17 protein-coding genes are annotated in these 20,592 nt (G+C 52.0%); 11 read left to right on the forward strand and 6 right to left on the reverse strand.

The window, feature by feature from the left end:
* Window positions 1-50 precede the first annotated feature (50 nt).
* From B0I18_RS19445 to B0I18_RS19460, 4 genes are all read left to right on the forward strand, one after another.
* The gene (locus tag B0I18_RS19445) at window positions 51-3,704 is read left to right on the forward strand and encodes a T9SS type A sorting domain-containing protein (protein WP_106524420.1); all 3,654 of its coding nucleotides are present in this window, start codon (window positions 51-53) and stop codon (window positions 3,702-3,704) included.
* Window positions 3,705-4,059: 355 nt separating this feature from the next.
* Window positions 4,060-4,464, forward strand: a complete 405-nt coding sequence (locus B0I18_RS19450; RefSeq protein ID WP_106524421.1) for a hypothetical protein — start codon at window positions 4,060-4,062, stop codon at window positions 4,462-4,464.
* A 108-nt stretch (window positions 4,465-4,572) separates the two neighbouring features.
* Window positions 4,573-4,977, forward strand: a complete 405-nt coding sequence (locus B0I18_RS19455) for a hypothetical protein (RefSeq protein ID WP_146146814.1) — start codon at window positions 4,573-4,575, stop codon at window positions 4,975-4,977.
* A 75-nt stretch (window positions 4,978-5,052) separates the two neighbouring features.
* A complete protein-coding gene (locus B0I18_RS19460) occupies window positions 5,053-5,448 on the forward strand; it encodes a hypothetical protein (protein WP_106524423.1) in 396 nt (131 codons plus the stop codon).
* 112 nt (window positions 5,449-5,560) lie between these two features.
* Here the strand turns inward: B0I18_RS19460 and B0I18_RS19465 are convergent, their stop codons facing one another.
* A complete protein-coding gene (locus B0I18_RS19465) occupies window positions 5,561-6,103 on the reverse strand; it encodes a hypothetical protein (protein WP_106524424.1) in 543 nt (180 codons plus the stop codon).
* 161 nt (window positions 6,104-6,264) lie between these two features.
* Entirely contained in the window at window positions 6,265-8,151 is a 1,887-nt protein-coding gene (locus B0I18_RS19470) for an ABC-F family ATP-binding cassette domain-containing protein (protein ID WP_106524425.1), read from the reverse strand.
* Between the two features lie 178 nt (window positions 8,152-8,329).
* Here B0I18_RS19470 and B0I18_RS19475 point away from each other — a divergent pair, with 178 nt between their 5' ends.
* Window positions 8,330-10,144, forward strand: coding sequence for a T9SS type A sorting domain-containing protein (locus B0I18_RS19475; RefSeq protein ID WP_181358538.1), 1,815 nt, complete (start codon window positions 8,330-8,332; stop codon window positions 10,142-10,144).
* Between the two features lie 69 nt (window positions 10,145-10,213).
* Here the strand turns inward: B0I18_RS19475 and B0I18_RS19480 are convergent, their stop codons facing one another.
* The 3 genes from B0I18_RS19480 to B0I18_RS19490 are packed head-to-tail and all read right to left on the reverse strand — an operon-like array spanning window position 10,214 to window position 14,064.
* Window positions 10,214-11,236, reverse strand: a complete 1,023-nt coding sequence (locus tag B0I18_RS19480; RefSeq protein ID WP_106524427.1) for a T9SS type A sorting domain-containing protein — start codon at window positions 11,234-11,236, stop codon at window positions 10,214-10,216.
* Window positions 11,237-11,246: 10 nt separating this feature from the next.
* Window positions 11,247-11,615 (reverse strand): hypothetical protein, encoded by a 369-nt coding sequence (locus B0I18_RS19485; protein WP_106524428.1) that lies wholly within the window; start codon window positions 11,613-11,615, stop codon window positions 11,247-11,249.
* A 28-nt stretch (window positions 11,616-11,643) separates the two neighbouring features.
* Window positions 11,644-14,064 carry a beta strand repeat-containing protein gene (locus B0I18_RS19490; protein WP_219906009.1) on the reverse strand — a complete coding sequence of 807 codons (2,421 nt, stop codon included), beginning with the start codon at window positions 14,062-14,064 and terminating at the stop codon, window positions 11,644-11,646.
* A gap of 243 nt (window positions 14,065-14,307) precedes the next feature.
* Here B0I18_RS19490 and B0I18_RS19495 point away from each other — a divergent pair, with 243 nt between their 5' ends.
* From B0I18_RS19495 to B0I18_RS19520, 6 genes are all read left to right on the forward strand, one after another.
* Window positions 14,308-14,904, forward strand: a complete 597-nt coding sequence (locus B0I18_RS19495; protein WP_106524429.1) for an acyltransferase — start codon at window positions 14,308-14,310, stop codon at window positions 14,902-14,904.
* A 105-nt stretch (window positions 14,905-15,009) separates the two neighbouring features.
* Window positions 15,010-15,483, forward strand: a complete 474-nt coding sequence (locus B0I18_RS19500) for a hypothetical protein (protein ID WP_146146815.1) — start codon at window positions 15,010-15,012, stop codon at window positions 15,481-15,483.
* Window positions 15,484-15,746: 263 nt separating this feature from the next.
* Entirely contained in the window at window positions 15,747-17,543 is a 1,797-nt protein-coding gene (lepA, locus tag B0I18_RS19505) for a translation elongation factor 4 (protein WP_106524431.1), read from the forward strand.
* Window positions 17,544-17,575: 32 nt separating this feature from the next.
* Window positions 17,576-17,860 (forward strand): 1,2-phenylacetyl-CoA epoxidase subunit PaaB, encoded by a 285-nt coding sequence (gene paaB / locus B0I18_RS19510; protein WP_106524432.1) that lies wholly within the window; start codon window positions 17,576-17,578, stop codon window positions 17,858-17,860.
* Between the two features lie 48 nt (window positions 17,861-17,908).
* Entirely contained in the window at window positions 17,909-18,724 is an 816-nt protein-coding gene (paaC, locus tag B0I18_RS19515) for a 1,2-phenylacetyl-CoA epoxidase subunit PaaC (protein WP_106524433.1), read from the forward strand.
* A 201-nt stretch (window positions 18,725-18,925) separates the two neighbouring features.
* Complete coding sequence (locus tag B0I18_RS19520; protein WP_181358539.1) at window positions 18,926-19,534, forward strand: polysaccharide deacetylase family protein; 609 nt, start codon at window positions 18,926-18,928, stop codon at window positions 19,532-19,534.
* 449 nt (window positions 19,535-19,983) lie between these two features.
* Here B0I18_RS19520 and B0I18_RS19525 read toward each other — a convergent pair whose 3' ends face one another.
* A complete protein-coding gene (locus tag B0I18_RS19525; protein WP_106524435.1) occupies window positions 19,984-20,397 on the reverse strand; it encodes an EVE domain-containing protein in 414 nt (137 codons plus the stop codon).
* Window positions 20,398-20,592 lie beyond the last annotated feature (195 nt).

Below are 20,592 nucleotides of genomic sequence, written 5' to 3' on the forward strand. Positions count from 1 at the left end.
CTGAATATTTGCCTTGTGGCAATTTGCAGGCAGGTACAAAATGAAAACCAATGCAAAAAGCCAATCGATTATTCCTGCTCTTCCTGCTGGCAATATGCCCGCTGGCGATGCGGGCACAGACCGCCTATTTCACCGATGGCACCGCCCAAACTCCGACCCCTGATTATGGACCTGTATACCGCAGTTCTGCAGCCTCTTCCGATGATCTGAGCCGCTACGCTTACCTCTATACCGAGGCAGAGCTGGCGGCCAAAGGCATTCTGCCGGGAGCTACCATTACCCAGCTGGGTTGGGTAAAGAACAATACGGCAGCTACCACGGGTGGCGGTGTTTTCAGGATTTTTATGAAAAACTCGCTGACTGCCGCTTATGCCCCTTTCGACGCTTCCTGGGCCGGTCTGAAAGGCGGGACCTCGCTGGTATATGAAAACCTGAACCAGAGCATACCTGCTACCGTAACGCCCAACTATGTCACCTTTGCGCTAAGCGCCCCCGGATTTGTCTATACCGGCGGATCGTTGGAGATCCTTACTGAATGGGATATCAGCCAGGTAAGCGGCAATCCCACCACAGGCGCTTTCAACTGGATGTTGTCGCTCGTAGATCAACGCACCTACGGGCGCAACGGCAACAACCCGGCCAATCTTACTACCGTGGGAAGAACGGTTACCGGCCGGCGGCCTTACCTGATGATGAGCTATACGCCCGGCCTTGCCTGTTCGGGAACGCCTGTAGCCGGTATTGCCACGATCAACAAGACCTCCGACTCGGTATGCCCCCTGGCCCCGCTCGTGCTTGGGCTAACCGGCAGCGGTGCCAATACAGGACTTACTTACGAATGGGAAAGTTCGCCCACCGACAACCCCTTTACGCCTACGAGTATCAGCACTGCCTCCCCGGTGGCATCGCTGGGTATTACCGCCTCCTTGAACACCACCTGGTACCGGGCAAAAGTGCGCTGTAACAATGGCACCCCGGCCTACTCCGTTCCGCTGCTGCTGCCGGTTGTTGCGGGGCTCCCCGCTGGTAATTATACGATCAATAAAAGCCTGCCTACAGGCGGTGCCAATTTTACTTCGTTTAAGGATGCCCTCATCGCCCTGGATTGCGGTATTACCGGTCCTGTGGTTTTTGACGTCGTACCCAACCCGGCTCCCTACGAAGAGCCCGTATTTTTTTCGGAAATACGGGGCGCCTCGGCGGTAAATACGGTAAAGATTAATGGACATGGTGCTTTCCTGTACTATTATACAGGCATTATCTCGCGCCAGGTACTTACCTTGTCCGGTACCAAATACCTGAAAATTGACAGCCTGAATATAACCTGCGGCGGCATGAATTTCGGTACTTCCGGCTGGGCAGCGCTCATCACCAATGGCGCGGCCTACGACAGTATTACCAATTGTGTCATTAACGTAAACAATAGCGGACCCCTGGGCAGCAATATCAACGGTATCTGTTTCAGTGCCTCGAATACTTCGCCCACCGTAGCAGGGAACAACGGATCGCATATCTACCTGGGTGGAAACCGGATAAGGGGAATCACGCTTGAAGGTGGTCCTGAGTATGCGATTACCATTTGCGGGGCATCAGACAGCAATACCATTGCAAACAATATCCTGGAGAATTTCGCATCAACCGGTATCTATATCGACGGGGCTACCGGTACAAAAGTGCTGAACAACGAGCTGCACCGGAAAACGAAAACCAATGTTCCCGATTTCTATGGTATACGTACTGCAGGCATTGCGCCAGGTACGATTGTTACCGGTAACCGGATACATAGCCCGGGCGGTACGCTTATAAATTTTGGCGGTAGTGTCTACGGCATTTATGCCGCCGGTAAAGGAACGCCGGCCAACAGGAACCTGTATGCCAACAATGCCATCTATAATATTAACCAGGGAGGAGTTATATACGGTATCCACGCGCCTGCCGCGACGCAGTCCGATTTTATACATAATACCGTCGATATCGCGGTGCCCATAAACGCATGGCCTACGGGCTTTGTGCGGGGTATTTCCGTTTCGGGAACGAATACCGGTATCCAGGTACGCAACAATATAGTATCCATAACCGGGGGCAACAACGGGGCCAAGTATGGCTTCTACTACGACCTGGCTACTGCCGTTGCCGATGCGGGGCGCAATAACTTTTATGTCAACTCCACGCAGCCGGGTGCTCAATCCTATGGTTATTACACCACGGCCTATGCCACCATGGCTGCTTTCCAGGCTGCTTACCCGGCGCTGGAAGTGGGCTCTTTAAGCCAGGCGCCGCAGTACGCCAATGTCACGGGCGGTAACTTTCTGCCGCTTAACGGCAATCTTTATAACAACGGCCTCAACATGCAGACCCTGGTACCCACAGATATCAACGGGATTGCAAGACCTGCAGCACCCACGCCAGGCGCTTTCCAGGTGTCCTCTTCGCAAATCAACAATGCCGGCGCCCTGGCGCTGATCCAGCCCTCCGGCTCCTTCTGCAGCGGCCCGAGGCCGGTTAAGGCAGCCATCGTTAACGCAGGCATCAATACCCTGAATACCGTGGAGGTGCACTGGATGGTGAACGGGGTAACGCAGCCTGTGCTCAGTTATACCACGCCCATTCCCGGTATGGGCAGCAGCGACAATGTGGATACGGTAGATCTTGGTACTGCCGTATTCCCTGCGGGCGTACTCTCGGTGGTTAAAATATGGACGGCTATGCCCAATGGTCAGCCCGACGGCCTTACCGCCAACGATACGCTTACCGTTTCGGTGCAACCCGTTTACAGCATAATGCCAGGACTGGGCAATGATACCGCGATATGTGCGGGCGATACACTGGCGTTAAATGCCGGTAACCCCGGAGGCAGCTATCTGTGGAGCGATGGCAGTACGGGCCAGGGTATAGCGGTGACTGCCGCGGGCACGTACTTTGTTACCGTTACTGCCGCCAATGGCTGTGTGGGCTCCGATACGCTGCATCTTACCGTTACACCGCTACCCCTGGTGAACCTGGGCAATGATACGGTCATATGTCCCGGCACAGCATTGGTGCTGGATGCCGGTAACCCGGGGGCGGCCTACCTCTGGAACGATGGCAGCACAGGTCAGACCCTTACGGTATCGGCCGGGGCAACCTATAGCGTGGCCGTAACGGCAGATGCTTGTACCGGCGTCGATTCCATTACCGTATCGCTGACCAGCCTGCCTGTAGCCGACAGTATTAACGCGGTTTACAACAGCGCGGCGACTTATACCTTCACGGTATACAATCCGCAGTTTGCACATACGTACACCTGGAACTTCGGCGACGGCACGCCGGTGGCAACGGGCGTGTCGGTAGCCCATACCTACACCGCTAATGGTACTTACGTCGTTACCCTGTCTATGGACGGCGACTGCAGCGACACCACCGTTACCATGAGCCTAAGCCTGGTGGTATCCGATGCGGTTACCGGTATCGAAGACCGTTATGCGGCCGGCGATTGGCTGCTGTATCCTAATCCTGCTAAAAATTTCCTGTTGTTGGAAAGTAAGTCGGGAGCAGCCTTTAAACAGGTTGAGATATTTACGGCCACCGGGCAGCGGGTATTCCATATGGCTACAGGCAAGAGCCGGTTACGTATCGGGACTGCCGGCTGGGCGCCGGGCGTTTACCTGCTTAAGGTCGGTGCTGCCGATGGCCCGGCTATGCGCAGGTTCGAGATCCTGAAATAAGAGACAGGTATCCATATTGGTTCGTGTTGTTACAGCCCGCTTTCAGCGGGCTGTAACTTTTTTCGCCCTGAAGGCGGGTTGATTTTTTTTAACGTAAAACGGGTAATCGCGCGTGCCGGAGCGCTATTGCGGATCATCTTTTCTGTCTTCTTTTTATACCGGTGTTATATGCTTAGCATAAATTTAACTTAAAGTAAACCAGGTTATTGTATTTGCTATATCCGGATTCGTCCCTGCAAAGAGGGCGAACAGATTATTTTTAAAAACGAATTATTTTTAGCTGTACTATTTATCCGTTTTTTGGTTTTATATTAGCATTAAATTAATTTCTAAAATCAAAAAACCAACCCAAAAAATGAAAAAAACAATCCTCTCCCTGGTGGCTATCCTGGGATGCGCAATCGGAGCCTCTGCACAGGTTAATATGAAGCTGGAAAACAATACCCAACAGTATTTTACCGGTACCCTGCTCGACAATACCTGGACCGGCACCACTCCTCCGATGTATATGGATATTCCCAATAACCAGGCATCCATCCGCTATAGCCCACCGGTACAGACCGGCGGTCCGCTGACCAGCACTGCGGCCTGGAGGGGTATCCAGTTACGCGCTTATCCGTCCGGTATCTATTATTCACCGGTTTATTTCACCACTACGCCTTTTGCGGCTTCGCCCATCCCATTCGGTCCCGGCATCCCGGTTAATGTTTTCTGCGACGTTATCAGCCCTACCGATATCCTGGTGCGGATCAATCCATAATAACGACTCTATTGGCGCCGGAAGCATGGTCTTCCGGCGTTGTTATTGACCAGCGGTCCGCCGTTTCGTGGTCGCTCCTTGTTTTTAATCACCTATCCTTTTCTCCTTATGAAAAAAATATTACTCTCCCTGGTCTTGCTGGCAGGCCTTTTCCGTGCTTCGGCGCAGCCTGTTACCCTGACTGTAGACAACAATACGCCCCAGTATTTTATCGGCACGATCGTGGATAATAACTGGACCGGCGCCACGCCGCCCAGTTATATGGATATGCCCAACAATATGACCTCGGGTGTGTTGGGCGTGCCGGTACAAACCGGCTTCCCGCTGGCCTCGGTATACGACTGGCGCGGTATTGTGCTGCGGGCTTATCCTTCATTATTGTATTACTTCCCGGTGTATTTTAACGCACCGCCCTATGCGGCTCCCATGCAGGGATTGCCCGGTACGATACCCTATAATATCGATTGCCGTATTACAGGACCGAACGATATCTATATCCGTTTTACGCCCTGAGCTGAGCGCCTCTATACCCGTATAAATCCATAACCCCGATTCCTTAATTCAACAACCAAACCATTTTTAAACACGATGAAAAAAATCATGCTTTCCCTGTGTGCGGTACTGGGCATCAGTGCCGCCGCCTCCGCCCAGATCAGCCTTACGGTCAATAACAATTCGCCGCAGTACTTTACGGCCTGCCTGCTGGATAATGCCTGGGGCGGTACCACACCACCCATGTACCTGGACCTGGTCAATAACCAGGTACAGGTGAGGCAGCCGATTACCTGGAATGGGACTGCCCTTACTGCTATCGCTAATTGGAGAGGCATTTACCTGCGCGCTTATCCTTCCGGTATTTATTATTTCCCCGTGTATTTTACCACGGTTCCTTATGCCGGCGTGGCTTCGGGCCCGGGCGTTACGGCTTACAACATTACCTGTAGCGTAACCAGCCCTACCAATATCTTTGTAAAGATCAACTAGTACAGGATAGGTTCAGAAGACAGCAGCCCCGCAATAGCGGGGCTGTTTGTTTGCCGGCGGGCACGAAAAAGCCTCCCGGAAGGGAGGCCTGTCGTTATGGGGTCAACCTGTACTAAGAAATCAGTTTGCCAAGATCGTTAAGGTCCACATCGCCGTCGCCGTCTTTATCCAGTCCGAATTTAGCGCCGATATTGCTGATCGTGTCCATAATGCCACCGCCGCCTTGCTGGGCCTGGCCACCGGTATTGCTGCCGCCGCCCGTGAGGGAAGAAAGCAGTCCGCCGAGATCAAAGCCACCGCCGCCGGGCTGTGCGTTTCCTCCTTTATTCATCACCTTGCTCAATACCATGGGAATAATGGCGGAAGCGATCATGGCCGCGGTGCCTTTATTCAGACCGAACTTGTCCATGATACTACCCATGAAATTGTTGGAGATGTTCTGTACTGCGGGATGATCCGTAGCGGCCTGCCCGTTCTGTACAGACTCCATCAGGGTGTTCAGCTGCCCGGTAGCTGCCAGTTGCTGAAGACCGCTCGTAATGGATTGCTGCGCCTCGTTCATGATCGCCTCATTGTTTTCGTTGGGTACCTCATTGTTTTCAACAACGGCTTGTTGCCCGCTTTGCTGAATGAGTTGCATTAACTGGTCTAACATGGGAAACAATTTTAAAGGTTATTAAATTTAAACCAGATATAAAATTGCAAATTTTGTGCCAGATATCTATGTTAAATCCTGGTGATATAAGAAACGCCCCTGTAAAGCTTTACAGGGGCGTCATAACTATTTTTTTAACATGCCGGTTGCGGCGCGGTGTATCAGAGCTCACTTAACTCGAGCCAGCGCATTTCTTTCTCTTCCAGCAGCGCGGTAATCTGTGCGATCCGTTCGCCGTTGCGTTGCAGATCTTCGAAACCCAGGGCGCCGGTACTCATCGCGGTTTCCAGCGTTGTTTTTTCCTGTTCCAGGGCCGGCATCTCGGCTTCGAGCGTCTCCAGTTCCCTTTTTTCTTTAAAGGAGAGTTTGCGGGTCTCGGTCTTCGGCTTAGCGGCTTCCGCTTTAGGAGCGGCAACAGGCTGAGGTTCCAGCTCTTTGTACTTTTCTTCTTCCCGCTCCATCTCGCGGTATTGCGAGTAGTTGCCCGGGAAGTCGCGCACTACGCCATCGCCTTCGAACACAAACAGGTGATCGACCAGTTTGTCCATAAAATAACGGTCGTGCGATACGATGATCAGGCAACCCTGGAAGTCGGCCAGGAACTCTTCGAGAATGTCGAGGGTGGGCAGGTCCAGGTCGTTGGTCGGTTCATCCAGTACCAGGAAATTGGGGTTGCGGAACAGGATCGACAATAATTGCAATCTTTTTTTCTCGCCGCCGCTCAGCTTCGAAATATAGGTATATTGTTTTTCGGGGCTAAAGAGAAAACGCTGCAGGAACTGCGCTGCGCTTACCTTGGTGCCATCGGCCAGGGGGAAGAATTCTGCGATGTTTTTTACAAACTCGATCACCCGTACATCTTCCTTGATCAGCAGGCCATCCTGGGAGAAGTCGCCGAATACAATGGTTTCGCCCACATTGATCTTGCCGCTGTCGGCTGCTTCCTTATCGAGCAGCATATTGATAAAGGTCGACTTGCCCACACCGTTCTTACCCACCACGCCTACGCGCTCGCCACGTTTGAAGGTATAGTCGAATCCTTTCAGGATCGCCTTGTCGCCATAGGATTTGTATACTTTTTTCAGTTCGAGGATCTTGCCACCCAGGCGGGTCATTTTGACCTGCAACTCCAGTTCGGCCTGTTTTATTTTTTGCGTAGCCCGCTCCTTCCAGTCATAGAAAGCATCCTGCCGGGCTTTGGACTTGGTCGACCTGGCCTTGGGCTGCTTGCGCATCCATTCCAGCTCCTTACGGTAGCGGTTACGGGCTTTCTCCACGCTGGCCTGTTCGTTTTCCAGCCGGGCGGCCTTCTGCTCCATATATTTTTCGTAGTTGCCCTTGCATACATACAGTTGGCCGTTATCCAGTTCCAGGATCTCGTTGCAGACATTATCGAGGAAATAACGGTCGTGGGTTACGAGCAACAGGGTTACGTGCTCCTGGCCCAGGTAGTGTTCCAGCCACTCGATCATCTGTACATCGAGATGGTTGGTGGGCTCATCCATGATCAGGAGGGTATGGCGGTGCTCAAAGTCCATATCGATCAGTACTTTGGCCAATGCGATCCTTTTTTTCTGCCCGCCCGACAGGGTGCCTACTTCCTGTTCGAGATGGTGGATATTGAGTTTGCCCAGGATCTCTTTTACCTTGGCGTCAAAATGCCAGGCATTCAGTTCGTCCATATCCTGCATGGCTGCCGCGAGTGCTACGGGGTCGGGCTCCTGTCCCGATTCGGTCAGTTGTTCGTAGCGTTTAATGGCGTTGAGTACGGGGTGTTCGTGGGCAAAAATATTTTCGAGAATATTCCGTTTATCATTTATAGCCGGGTTCTGATCGAGCAGCACCACTTTTACATCTTTGTGCACCCATACTTTCCCCTCATCGGGAATTTCGATGCCGCAAAGTATTTTAAGCAGGGTAGATTTGCCTGCCCCATTCAGGGCTACCAGGCATATTTTGTCGCCTTCTTCTATATTAAAAGAAATGTTTTCGAACAAAGGCTTATCGGCGTAGGTCTTACTCAGGTTTTCGACAGAAACGTAATGCATGCTGCAAAGGTAAGCGGATAATCGTTAAGGTTTGACCCGGGCATGCAACGGAAGAAGAGGCCGTACTTTATCAGCCCTTATTCGTGCCGAAAGCCGGCCGGATACGGTATATTTGTCTTTTATTGTTTCGCAGCACCGTTTTAACCGTTTATACCCGATGCGTTTTATACTACCGTTTTTGCTACTGTTTTGTATCACCCGGCTGCAGGCCCAGGAGTATACCGCGCCATTGCGGGAAAATCCCGACCTGCTGAAACACGGGCAACCGGCTACCGGCAGTGCAGCGCGGCCTACCTTGCTGGGCCTGCCTTTTTTCGAGGACTTTACGGATCATAATGCCTATCCTTCGCCGCTGCGCTGGACCGATCAGCTCGTCTATATCAATAATACGATGGGCGTAAACATGATCAGCCGTGGTGTAGCCACGTTTGATGCGCTCGATAAAAGAGGGGTGCCCTACGATTCGGTAGTGGCCTACCACCAGGTATATGCTGATAGTCTTACCTCGCAGCCGGTGGACATGAGTAGCTACAGCCCCGCCGACTCGGTATACCTCAGCTTTTTTTACCAGCCCAAAGGCAATGGTTTTTCGCCACGGCCGGCCGACTCCCTGATGCTGTACCTGTTGAAGTCGAACGGTACCTGGGAAAAAGTATGGTCGATGAAGGGCGATACCCTGCTGCCGTTTCGCCAGGCTATGATCCCCATTACCGATACCGGCTATTTCAATAACGGATTCCAGTTCCGCTGGGTCAACCTGGCGACGAAGGGTATTGGCGATTCCCACTGGCACCTCGACTATATCCGGCTCGACAAAGGCCGTACTTACCTCGACACAGCCGTCCGGGATATTGCCTTTACCAGCGAGCCTTTATCCATACTCAACGATTTTACGGCTATGCCCTTCCGGCATTTCAAGACCAATCCCGCCTCCTTCCTGGCTACAGAATTAAACTGTACGTTGCGGAATAACGGTAATGTACAGCAAAACGTACTAGCCGGTTATGTGGCTAAAGTAAAAGCTACGGGCGCCAGCCTGGGCACGGGTACGGCCAACTCTTCGCTGCCTGTTAATGTCAATTTTACCCGCACTTTCCCGATGTATAATGCCGGTGGTTTTTCGCCTGCCGACCCTAACGGCGCCGTGGTGTACGAACATACCTATTACTGCAACAGCAACTATCCCGGCGAATCGAAGGTCAACGATACCACCGTCTTCAGCCAGGTATTCGATCAGTACTTCGCTTACGACGACGGCTCGGCCGAGCAGGCTTATTTCCTGAACCTGCTGCCCAGCGCGCCGGGCACAACGGCTGTAGAGTACGCCGTATACCAGCCCGATACGCTCAGGGGCATTGCCATCAGGTTTGCAAGGCAGGTACCCGCCGGTACCCATAAAGAGTTCTCCATCGTCGTGTATAAAGACATCGCCTTTAACGGAGGCTCCAACCAGGTACTCTACCAGGAAGACTTTTTGCTGCCGGCTTACGAGGACACGGCCAATAAGCTGTCGGTGTACCGGTTTGAGCAGCCGCAGCTGCTCAGCACCGGCGTGTTTTATATCGGCATTATCCAGCCTGCAGGCGGCATCAGCGACTCGCTGTATATCGCACTCGATGTAAACCGTAAAGGGGGTAATCACAGGTATTATAATGTAGACGGTACCTGGCAGTCGTCGCAGCTTGACGGGGCCCTGCTGTTGCGGCCCCTGGTCGGTCCGGCACTGCCTGTAACGGGTATCGCAGATAAAACAAAAACGCAGCTCAACTGGAGCCTGGCTCCCAACCCGGCCAGCGACTATATTCATATACAGGTAGCCGATAAAGGTACTTTCGATTACCGGATCTCCGATGTGCAGGGTCGTATACTGGATAAGGGCCGTATCGTGGGGAATGCCGATATCCCCGTGGGTAAGCTTAGCCCGGGTATGTACTTTATACAGGTGGGCAACGGTAAAGGTTATGCCGCCCCCCGGAAGCTGCTTAAGTTATAAAACCGCTGATAAAAACAAGGAGCCGTCATTCGATAATGACGGCTCCTGCATTAAGGGCATCCAAACAACCTACTGTTTAACAAGCTGGGTGTTAAACAGGGCCCCTATTTTTAGCCAGTAAGTTCCTGCAGCAATACCGCTGAAATCCAGGTCGAATGCATTCGCACCCTTTACCAGCAACAGTTCGCGTGTTGCAATTACTCTTCCGGCAATATCGAGCAGGTTGCATTGCTCTTTGCCGTCGTCCTGTGCATTCAGGTCTATATGAAGCCTGGAGGCAAAAGGATTGGGATATACGGAAATGCCTGCGCCGGCTCCCGGTCCGAAGAATACCGACTCGGTCCTGGAATAGGTAAAGCCACCATCGCGGTCTACCTGTTTCAGGCGGTAATAGTTCCAACCGGCCTTCGGACTGTTATCGTAGTCCTGGTAGCTGTGTTCGCCGGCGATACTGCCCCGGGCCTCCCGCGAGAGCAGGAAACTAAAGTGGGTCGCATCGTCCGAACGTTCCACGTCAAAATGATCGCAGTTGAATTCGTTGGCGGTAACCCAGGAGATCAGCGACTTCTGCCCTGCTGCTTTTACCTTGAAATCGATAAGGTGTACGGGCAGCGGCGTGCCATTATTTACCGAGGTTATTTTCTTGATCGTAAGGGTATTGATCCCGGTTGTGGCCAGCACGTAATGGTTGCTGTTGTCGATGGTAGCTGCGCCGGCTGCGTTAAAGCCGCTTACCCCGTCGCTGTAAGCAAACGACAGCAGTGCAGCGGTATTCCCGTTCAGCTCGGCATCGGTATAATAAAGCCCCGTGTTGCCGCGGAACGCGAGGGAGGGCGTTATCTCGTATACCCGTTTGATACTGCCCAGGCCGGGGCCAACGGGCGGTACGGGGGTATAACCATGCGTAATCTGTACGTTAGCCAGGCTCATGGGCGCAACAGCAGGCTGAAAGGTAAGACTGTCGATAAACACAGCCGTACCGGGGGCCACATAGAATCCGCTACCGGAACTGAACTGCGCCCGGGCGCCATAAGCCAGCAACAGCAGCAGGATACAGGCATACCCTTGTTTAAGCTTCAGATATTTGTTCATAGCTGCAGGTTTACTGGGTTAAGTTTTTCGGAGTTTCCGGCATTTTTATAGGTGCTGTTTTCTCCGCTTTTTTATCGCTTGCAACACCGGTAGCTGATGCTGAAGATTGCTGGGTCGCAGCGCTGGCGCCGCCCGTATTGCTGGTCTTATACGGTACGCCCGGCAGTGTATTTTCTTTCAGCTGCGCACCATAGCTTTTTTGCGGCACAGCGCCTGCCTTGCTTGTTTTTACCGAAGGGTCGCTGTAGCGGGCGCCCGGTAAACTGTTGTTGACATACTGGCTGCGTACACTTGCTCCTGTTCTGTAGCGCGACTGCGACTGTGCCTGTGCGGTAGCCCCGATGGCCAGGGCAAAAAATAAAACGATTATATTTTTCATGATTCTTTTTTTTGAAGTGAGCAATGAATTATTTAATGTTTACGAAAACATTGATCTTGCCGTTACCGGTACCGGAATAGTTCTGCAATGCTTTGCCGATTACCTGGCCGGTTTTTACTTTTTTAAGATCGGCTTTCATCGCTACGCCCCGTTGAGAAGAAGTAACCAGCAGGTCGCCGCGTTTGATGGCGCCGCCTTCCAGGCAAACTTTAGTAGGGATAACGCCTACGACACCCATCGGTACTTTGCCTTTCAGGTCGCTGTCGATACCTTCTTCGGTAAGCAATACACCCGGTTTGGTGGCATATACGCCCAGTACCAGCGAAGAGTAAGCGCCGCTGCTCTTTTCTACGGTACGGTCTGCATCTTCAGCAATGCTCAGCACATCGCCGGGTTCGTATTCGGCTACATCTTCGGTTACATCAAATGCTTCTGCCAGATCCGCACCGCTGTTTTGCGTACCGTCGTTAAAGAACCCTTTACCGGCTTTGTTGATACGCGCTACGTTTGTGCCGCCGCTCTGGAAGATGGCCAGGTTGCCGGAGGGGCCGGTATGGTTGGCCAGGATAGTGGAGCCGGTACCGGTGGTGGTAATATGTACAACCGGGTTGCCATTAGCATTATTAAAGTTGGCAAAGCGGCCTGCACGACCCGTACCGAAGTTGGGAATAAAGCCATACACAGCATTGCCGCTACCATCGCAGGACGATTCGATGCCATCGCCGGTGCCGCCTGCATTGGCAGTAATCGCGTTACCTGAACCTTCGGTGAGTGAGAGTACGCCGGGGCCGTTACCTGCAGGGTTAGAGGCGTAGAAAAGGCCCGCATAGCCACCGGTACCTTCGGAACGGCCATAAATACCTGCGGTGCCGAAGTTGGCAAATATGGAATTGACAGTACCTAAAACCGCAGCGGAGGTGCCGGTTGTTCTGTCTACCATAAACTCTCCGGCGTTACCGTTACCCACGGTTTTTGCCGTTACTACCGCAAAGTCGTTGTCCGCACTGAAGTGGCGGAATTCGGCTGCACGGCCGGAGTCGCTGAAGCTCGGAACCCAAGCATATAAGGAGCGGCCATTACCATCGATATTGGCTTCAACCGCATTGCCGTTTTTGCCGGCATTGGCGGTGATGGCATTACCATTGCCATCGGTAATAGCCACGAGCGAGGGTCCGTTGCCATTGGTGTTGGAGGCATGGAAAAGGCCTGCGAAACCGCCTGTTCCGGAACTTTTGCCGAAAATGGCCGCAGCGCCGAAGTTGCCGAAGATGGTGTTCACCTCGCCGCGCACGGCTGCGCCAACGCTATTGGTGTTATTTAAAACAAATGAAGATACATTGCCCTTTGTGTTGTCGGGGATATTGCCGTTGCCGTTGGAAGCAACTTCCATGGTATTGGCAACGATATTGGTCTGGCTGAAATTTTCGAAACGCCCGGCCCGGCCGCGACTTCCGTTTACACCCACACGACCGTATACACCAATACCGGTGCTTGTCGTATCGGTTCCGATAAAGCCGTGTACACCGTAGCCGCCGCCATCGTTGCGGCCTACTACCGCACCCGCGATATTGGACGTGTTACGGCCTACAATCGCTTCACCCCCGGCGTTGTTATCCGCAACAACCCCGGCTGAAGTCTGGTTGGCAGTAATACCGTGTATCGCAAAGCCCGAGGTAGTGTTGGCAAGCAGGCCTTTACCTGTACCGGTGGTGCTAATGCTTACCACATTTCCGTTGCCGACGGTAGAGGCCGTCAGTGCATTGTTGCTGTTGGCATTATTGTTGATCACCACAGAAGCCGCAACACCATTGGTAGAGGTGGCATTGAGGCCGGTGCCGCTATTACTGTTGGCATATACGCCGTAACCGTTTGTGGTGGCGTTGCCATACACACCCAGGCCATTGGGGGTGCTGCCGTATACGCCCCAGCCGGAGCCGTCCTGCGAACCCCATACACCGATACCCAGTCCGCCGGTACCATTGTTGATACCTCTTACGGCGGAAGAGAACCCGCCCGGGGCCGTAGAGCTGATCTGGCCACGTACCGCTGCCACACTGGATGTGGTAGTACTATTGACGCCTTCGATCGAGGTGCCGTCATTGTTGTTGGTCAGCGAGAATAGCGTACCTGCATTGTTTTCAATACTCGCATAGGGAATAGTGAAGCCGCCACTCGTGATCTGGGTCCAGCCGGGACCCGTTTTGTTGAACCAGAATGTCTTGGTGTCGGTATCGTATACCAGCAGGCCGTCGGCCGGCGTGGCGATAGCCGTACGCTGGGCGGTGGTCATCCTGGGTACCAGTACGCCTTTGTTGGTGGAAGTAACATCGAGTTGTGCACTTGCATGAGGTGTCAGCGTGCCAATCCCAGTCTGGGCATGCGCCATCTCTGCATAACCTGCACCCAGCAGCATGAGGCATGCCGCCTTAATTGCATAATTTTTTTTCATAAGAAGGTTTTAAATGGTTAAAAATAAAAGGGCCGTGATCCGCCGGTTGTTTGGTGTGTGAGGAGAGAGGATGTAAAGCCGGGTTATTTTCAATACAAAATTAGAAGGGCATTGGCCCTTCTGAAATACGTAAAAACACGTATTTTAAGGGGAATTGTGTTAAAAGTTGCGTGCAACAACGAATGGCCGGCCGCCATAAGGCTCCTGCAATTCCTTACTTTTGCTCAAAATATTTTACTTCAAATGGTCTATGCATTCAAGGGGTTTATCCCGGTCGTACATCCTTCTTCTTTTATCCATCCGCTGGCAACGGTAACCGGTAATGTCGTAATCGGGCGCAATGTTTATATCGGTCCCGGCTGTGCCCTGCGCGGTGACTGGGGCGGGATCGAGATCGCCGATGGTTGTAATGTGCAGGAAAACTGTACCATCCATATGTTCCCCGGTGTTACCACCCGCCTGGAAGAAGGCGCCCATATCGGTCACGGCGCTATTATACATGGTGCGCACATCGGCCGTAATGCCATGGTGGGTATGAACGCTGTAGTAATGGACGATGTGGAGGTAGGCGATGAATGCATCATCGGTGCGCTTTCCCTCGTTACCGCGAATACCATACTGCCGCCAAGATCGCTGGTAGTCGGCAACCCCGGCAAGATCATTAAAGAAGTAAGCGACGATATGATCGCCTGGAAAACCAAGGGTACCCGGCTGTATCAGGCATTGCCCGCCGATATGCAGCAGTTCTGGCAGGCCTGCGATCCGCTGAGCGAAATGCCCGCCGACCGCCCGGCACAGGAAAGCCTCTACGAAACCTGGAACAAGATCAAAGGATCCTGATAACCCGGTTGGCCTGCTTGTACATGAACTGTTAAGATCGTCGCAGTGCTTAAACTTTTGCTTTACCCGCTTATCTATTCCTGTAGTAACCAAATCATTTTTGTTATGAAAAAGGTATTTGTAATGGCATGTTTGCTGGCCGGGTTTATGATGATGCATGGCGATGTTGCTGCCCAGGGCAGGGGACACGGGTACGATAAGCACCATAAAGAAGATAAAGCGTATCGTAAAGGTTACCGGAAAGGATATAATACCGCGGCAAGACAGAACGGTCCGCCCGCCTGGGCGCCTGCACATGGCTACCGCGCCAAAAACCATGTGTATTTTCCCGATTATTATACCTTTTACGACCCGAGTCGTAATGGTTATGTATACTGGCAAAATAATGCCTGGCTCTTTTCCCGTACGGTACCCTCCTTTATGGCCAGTGTAGACCTGGGCAGGGCAAGGATACAGGTACTGGGCGACCTGCCCTTGGCTACGCGTCCCGAGCCTAACTTCAGCAGGTATTACCGGATGTACCCTCCGGGGCCATCGGTAAACATTAATATTCCGCATCCGCCGTTTCCACGCCGTTAATAATAAAAGAACAAACAAGTAAGCAGCCTGCCGGTACCACCGGCAGGCTGCTGATGTAAACGGGACAGTGGTTTATATATTAAAGAAACGGGCTTGCCGGGTGGAATAGCTCACTGATCCCGGTTGCAAAGCCATTCCGCGTGCTGCCTTCTGTATACCTGGCGGGCCGCAGGCAACCGGCCGGTACCGGGCAGCACCTTATTATTGCCCGATGTATTAACTAATGCCACATTTTAAGTAACTTCGCGGCCTATTTAAGTAACATGAAGCATATCCGTAATTTTTGCATTATTGCCCATATCGACCATGGGAAGAGTACCCTTGCCGACCGCCTGCTGGAGCATACCAAAACGATATCCTCGCGGGATATGCAGGCCCAGGTGCTCGACGACATGGACCTGGAACGAGAGAAAGGCATTACGATTAAGAGTCACGCCATCCAGATCGACCATGTGCATAAAGGCGAAAAATACACGCTTAACCTGATCGATACCCCGGGTCACGTAGACTTCTCCTATGAGGTGAGCCGTGCGCTGGCTGCCTGCGAAGGCGCGCTGCTGCTGGTAGACGCCTCCCAGGGTATACAGGCACAGACCATTTCCAACCTCTACCTTGCTATCGAAAACGACCTGGAAATTATCCCGGTTATCAATAAGATCGATATGGACGGGGCCATGATCCCCGAAGTAACCGACCAGATCGTAGACCTGATCGGCTGCAAACCCGAAGATATTATCCTGGCCAGCGGTAAAAGCGGTATCGGTATCGACGAAATCCTCGAAGCCATTATCGACCGGATACCCTCACCCAAAGGCAATGAAGAAGCGCCTTTGCAGGCCCTGATCTTCGATTCGGTATTCAACTCCTTCCGCGGTATCATCGTATACTACAGGGTAGTAAACGGTACCATCAAAAAAGGCGATAAAGTAAAATTTGTACATACCAGTAAAGAGTACGGCGCCGACGAGGTGGGTATTCTGAAACTGGGCCTCAGCCCCAAGCAGGAAGTAAGAGCCGGCGATGTGGGTTATATCATTACGGGCATTAAAAATGCCAAAGAAGTAAAAGTGGGTGATACCATTACCCTGGTAAGCAATCCTACGCAGGAAGCCGTAAAAGGTTTCGAGGATGTGAAGCCCATGGTATTTGCCGGTATCTTCCCGGTAAGCACCGACGAATTCGAGGAGCTGCGCGACTGCATGGAAAAACTGCAGCTTAACGACGCTTCGCTTTCGTTCGAACCGGAGACCTCGCAGGCCCTGGGCTTCGGGTTCCGTTGCGGATTCCTGGGCATGTTGCACATGGAGATCATCCAGGAAAGGCTGGAAAGGGAGTTTAACCAGACGGTGATCACTACCGTGCCGAACGTTAGTTTTTATGCCTATACCACCCGGGAAAAGGATGTGAAAATTATCGTGAACAACCCGGCGCAGATGCCGGATCCCAGCAGGCTGGACCGTATCGAAGAGCCGTTTATCCGGGCGCAGATCATTACCCTGCCGGACTATATCGGTAATATTATGACGCTTTGCCTGGGTAAAAGGGGTATCCTGATCAACCAGAACTACCTGACGCCAACCCGTGTAGAGCTGATCTTCGAAATGCCGCTGGCCGAGATCGTGTTCGACTTCTACGATAAACTGAAATCCAGTACCCGTGGTTACGCCTCGTTCGACTACCAGCCACTGGACTACCGCGAAAGCGATATCGCTAAAATGGATATCCTGCTGAACGGCGATAAAGTGGATGCGCTGAGCGCACTGATCCACCGCAGCCGCGCCCAGGACTTCGGCCGCAAACTGTGTTCCAAACTGAAAGAGCTCCTGCCGAGCCAGCAGTTTATGATCGCGATACAGGCTGCCATCGGTTCCAAGATCGTAGCCCGCGAAACCATTTCTGCACAGCGTAAGGATGTAACGGCAAAATGTTATGGCGGTGACATCTCCCGTAAACGTAAACTGCTGGAGAAACAGAAGGAAGGTAAGAAACGTATGCGCCAGATCGGTAACGTAGAAGTGCCCCAGGAAGCATTCCTTGCCGTATTGAAACTCGACGATTAAATAATACTAAGTACCATACTAAAAACGAATTTATGAATAACGAATGGCCGCTGTGGGAGATCTTTATCCGCAGCAAAACAGGACTGGATCATAAACATGTAGGCAGCCTGCATGCAGTAGATGCGGAAATGGCGATCGAAAATGCCAGGGACGTGTATACCCGCCGTATGGAAGGGGTAAGCATCTGGGCCGTGGAGAGCAAATACATCCACGCTTCCAATCCCGATGATGCCGGTGAGCTGTACGATCCTGCGAATGATAAGGTGTACCGCCATCCTACCTTTTATGAATTACCGATAGAATTAAAACACATGTAAGCTGCGCCCCCCGGGGCTTATAGCTTATGCTTAATTTTTTTGCGGAGCATGTCGATCAATAAACTCAAATATGTGCTGCAGCATGCAGACAATGCCCTGATCATGGGGCACCGTATCAGCGAGTGGTGCGGGCATGGTCCTATTCTTGAACAGGACATTGCCCTGACCAATACTGCGCTCGACCACCTGGGCCAGGCACGCAGCCTGTACCAGTACGCCGCAGACCTGTACAATGGCCTGCCGGATGCGGAAAAAGCAGATTTTTTCTCTTCTCCTGTATTTGCCGGTCTGCAAACCCCGGTTACAGAAGATACCCTTGCTTACCTCAGGGATGGCTGGGACTTCAGGAATGTATTACTTGCAGAACAAGGAAACGGTGATTGGGCTTATACCATAGCCCGTTCGTTCCTGTACGATAATTATACCGTATTGCTCTATACTGCCCTGCAGCAGAGTAACGACGAGCGTCTGGCCGCCATTGCCGAAAAATCCCTTAAAGAAGCGCTGTACCATCGTAAGTGGAGCAGCGAATGGGTGATACGCCTGGGCGACGGTACCGAAGAAAGTCATGCCCGGATGAAAGAGGCTATGGAAGAACGCTGGTCGTTCGCCGGCGAAATGTTTATCGGATCGGAGGCTGACAAAGCAATGCTTGCCGAAGGCGCAGGCGCAGATCTCGAAGCCCTGAAGAGCCAGTGGAGCAACCGGGTGAACGAAGTGCTGACCGAAGCCACCCTCGACCTGCAACCGGCCGATGCCTGGATGCAAACCGGTGGTAAAGACGGCAATCACTCTGAACATCTCGGTTACATTCTCGCTGAAATGCAGTACATGCAGCGGGCTTATCCCGGTATGGAATGGTAAAAAAGAACCTGTAAATTTTTAGTTCTGAACACTAAGTTTCATTATTTCTCCCTGTTTGCACTCCTGCTATTCCTTCATGTAATAGCAGGAGTCTGTTTTAATGGCTATTCCGCCTGGTGGATCCTGGTGTGTATCCTGGCCTATGTAACGACACTGGCCTTGGGTAGTTTTTTTATAGGCTGGAATTTTTATATGCGGTCTATGAATAAGTTGCCCCTGTTGCGTATCGGCTTCCAGCAGGCGCAGTTCCAGGTGGCGCACCGGGGTAAAGAGGTGGCGCTCACCTTCGACGACGGTCCGGCAGCGCCCACGGCAGCTATATTGGATGTGCTGGCCAAAGAAAAGGTGCCGGCAACTTTTTTCCTGATCGGTAAAAACATAACCGGCAATGAGGCCCTGGTTAAACGCATGGCCAACGAAGGGCATACGATCGGCAATCATAGCTTTAACCATGCCGTTGGCTTCGACTGGCAGTCGGTCGGTGCGATGCAGTTGGAACTGGAACAAACCTCCGCTGCGATAGAAGCAGTAACCGGTAAACCGGTAAGCCTGTTCCGGCCACCCTACGGCGTTACCAATCCTAACCTGGCCAGGGCCGTTGGCCGCAGCGGGCTGCGGAGTATCGGCTGGAACCTGCGTTCGATGGATACCTTGGCGAAAGAGGAAAGCCAACTGCTCCGTAAGCTATTGCGCCGGACAAGGCCGGGTAGTATTATCCTGCTGCACGACCGTTGTGAGATAACGGCCCGTATCCTGCCGGACCTGGTTGCCGGGCTAAGGAAAAAGGGCTATACCTTTGCGGCGCTGTAGGGGAGATCGGATTTGAGATGTTAGATATTAGGAGTTAGACGATTGTCATCCTGAGCCTCGCGAAGGATCTCATCAGTAAGCTGGCTTTGTCTACGGGTGCATGTTACGCGTGTTGCACTTATCGCTTACTTGCAGTTGTCCTCCCTCCGGTAAGATCCTTCGCGAGGCTCAGGATGACAACCGGAGTAGCAAGGGCGAAGTAGCAGGTAGCAGGTATCAAGTGGTAATCCAAAATTCAACACAGCATAGTGTTATAACGAAAAAGGCAAGACTACCCGGAGGTGGTCTTGCCTTCTTTATTTAGCGTAAGTCGTCAATTAGATGTTAGATCGTAGATGTGAGTATTGGGATGAGAGATATAAGATCAAGACTAATCCAAAATTCAATACTCAACATGCAACACTACATTGAATTCATTCAAAATTCAACATTCAAAACTCAACATTAAATCAAGGTTTCGTACCGCCCATCTTCAGCACCAGTTCATATTCTTCTTTGGTCAGTGCACTCACGGATAACCGTCCCTGCCGGATCAGGCCCATGTTTTCGAGCCCGGGCTGTTGTTTCATCTCCGCCAGGGTTACGGGTTGCTTCAGCGCTTTTACCGGCTTCAGGTCTACCACTACCCAACGGTCATCATCGATGGTAGGGTCGGGATAGGCTTCCTTCGCGATCTCGGCAATACCGATCACACAAAGTCCCTCGTTGCTATGGTAGAATAAGGCACGGTCGCCTTTTTTCATGTCGCGGAGGTTGTTACGTGCCTGGTAGTTGCGTACGCCGTCCCAGAAGGTCTTGCCGTCTTTTACAAATTGCTCCCAACTGTATTTGAAGGGTTCCGATTTTACAAGCCAGTAGTTCATTGATTAAGTATTGGGTATTAAGTATTGGGTATTGAGATGTTAGATGTTAGATATTGGACGTTAGATATGAGATATCAGATGTGAGATATTAGATGTTAGGTGTTAGACGTTAGATATTAGCTATCAGATGTTAGATATTAGCTGTCAGATGTTAGACGTTAGATATCAGATGATAGCTTGCGTTGCTGACGGTGA

It is taken from the genome of Taibaiella chishuiensis (assembly GCF_003014535.1).
GTDB classification, from domain to species: domain Bacteria; phylum Bacteroidota; class Bacteroidia; order Chitinophagales; family Chitinophagaceae; genus Taibaiella; species Taibaiella chishuiensis.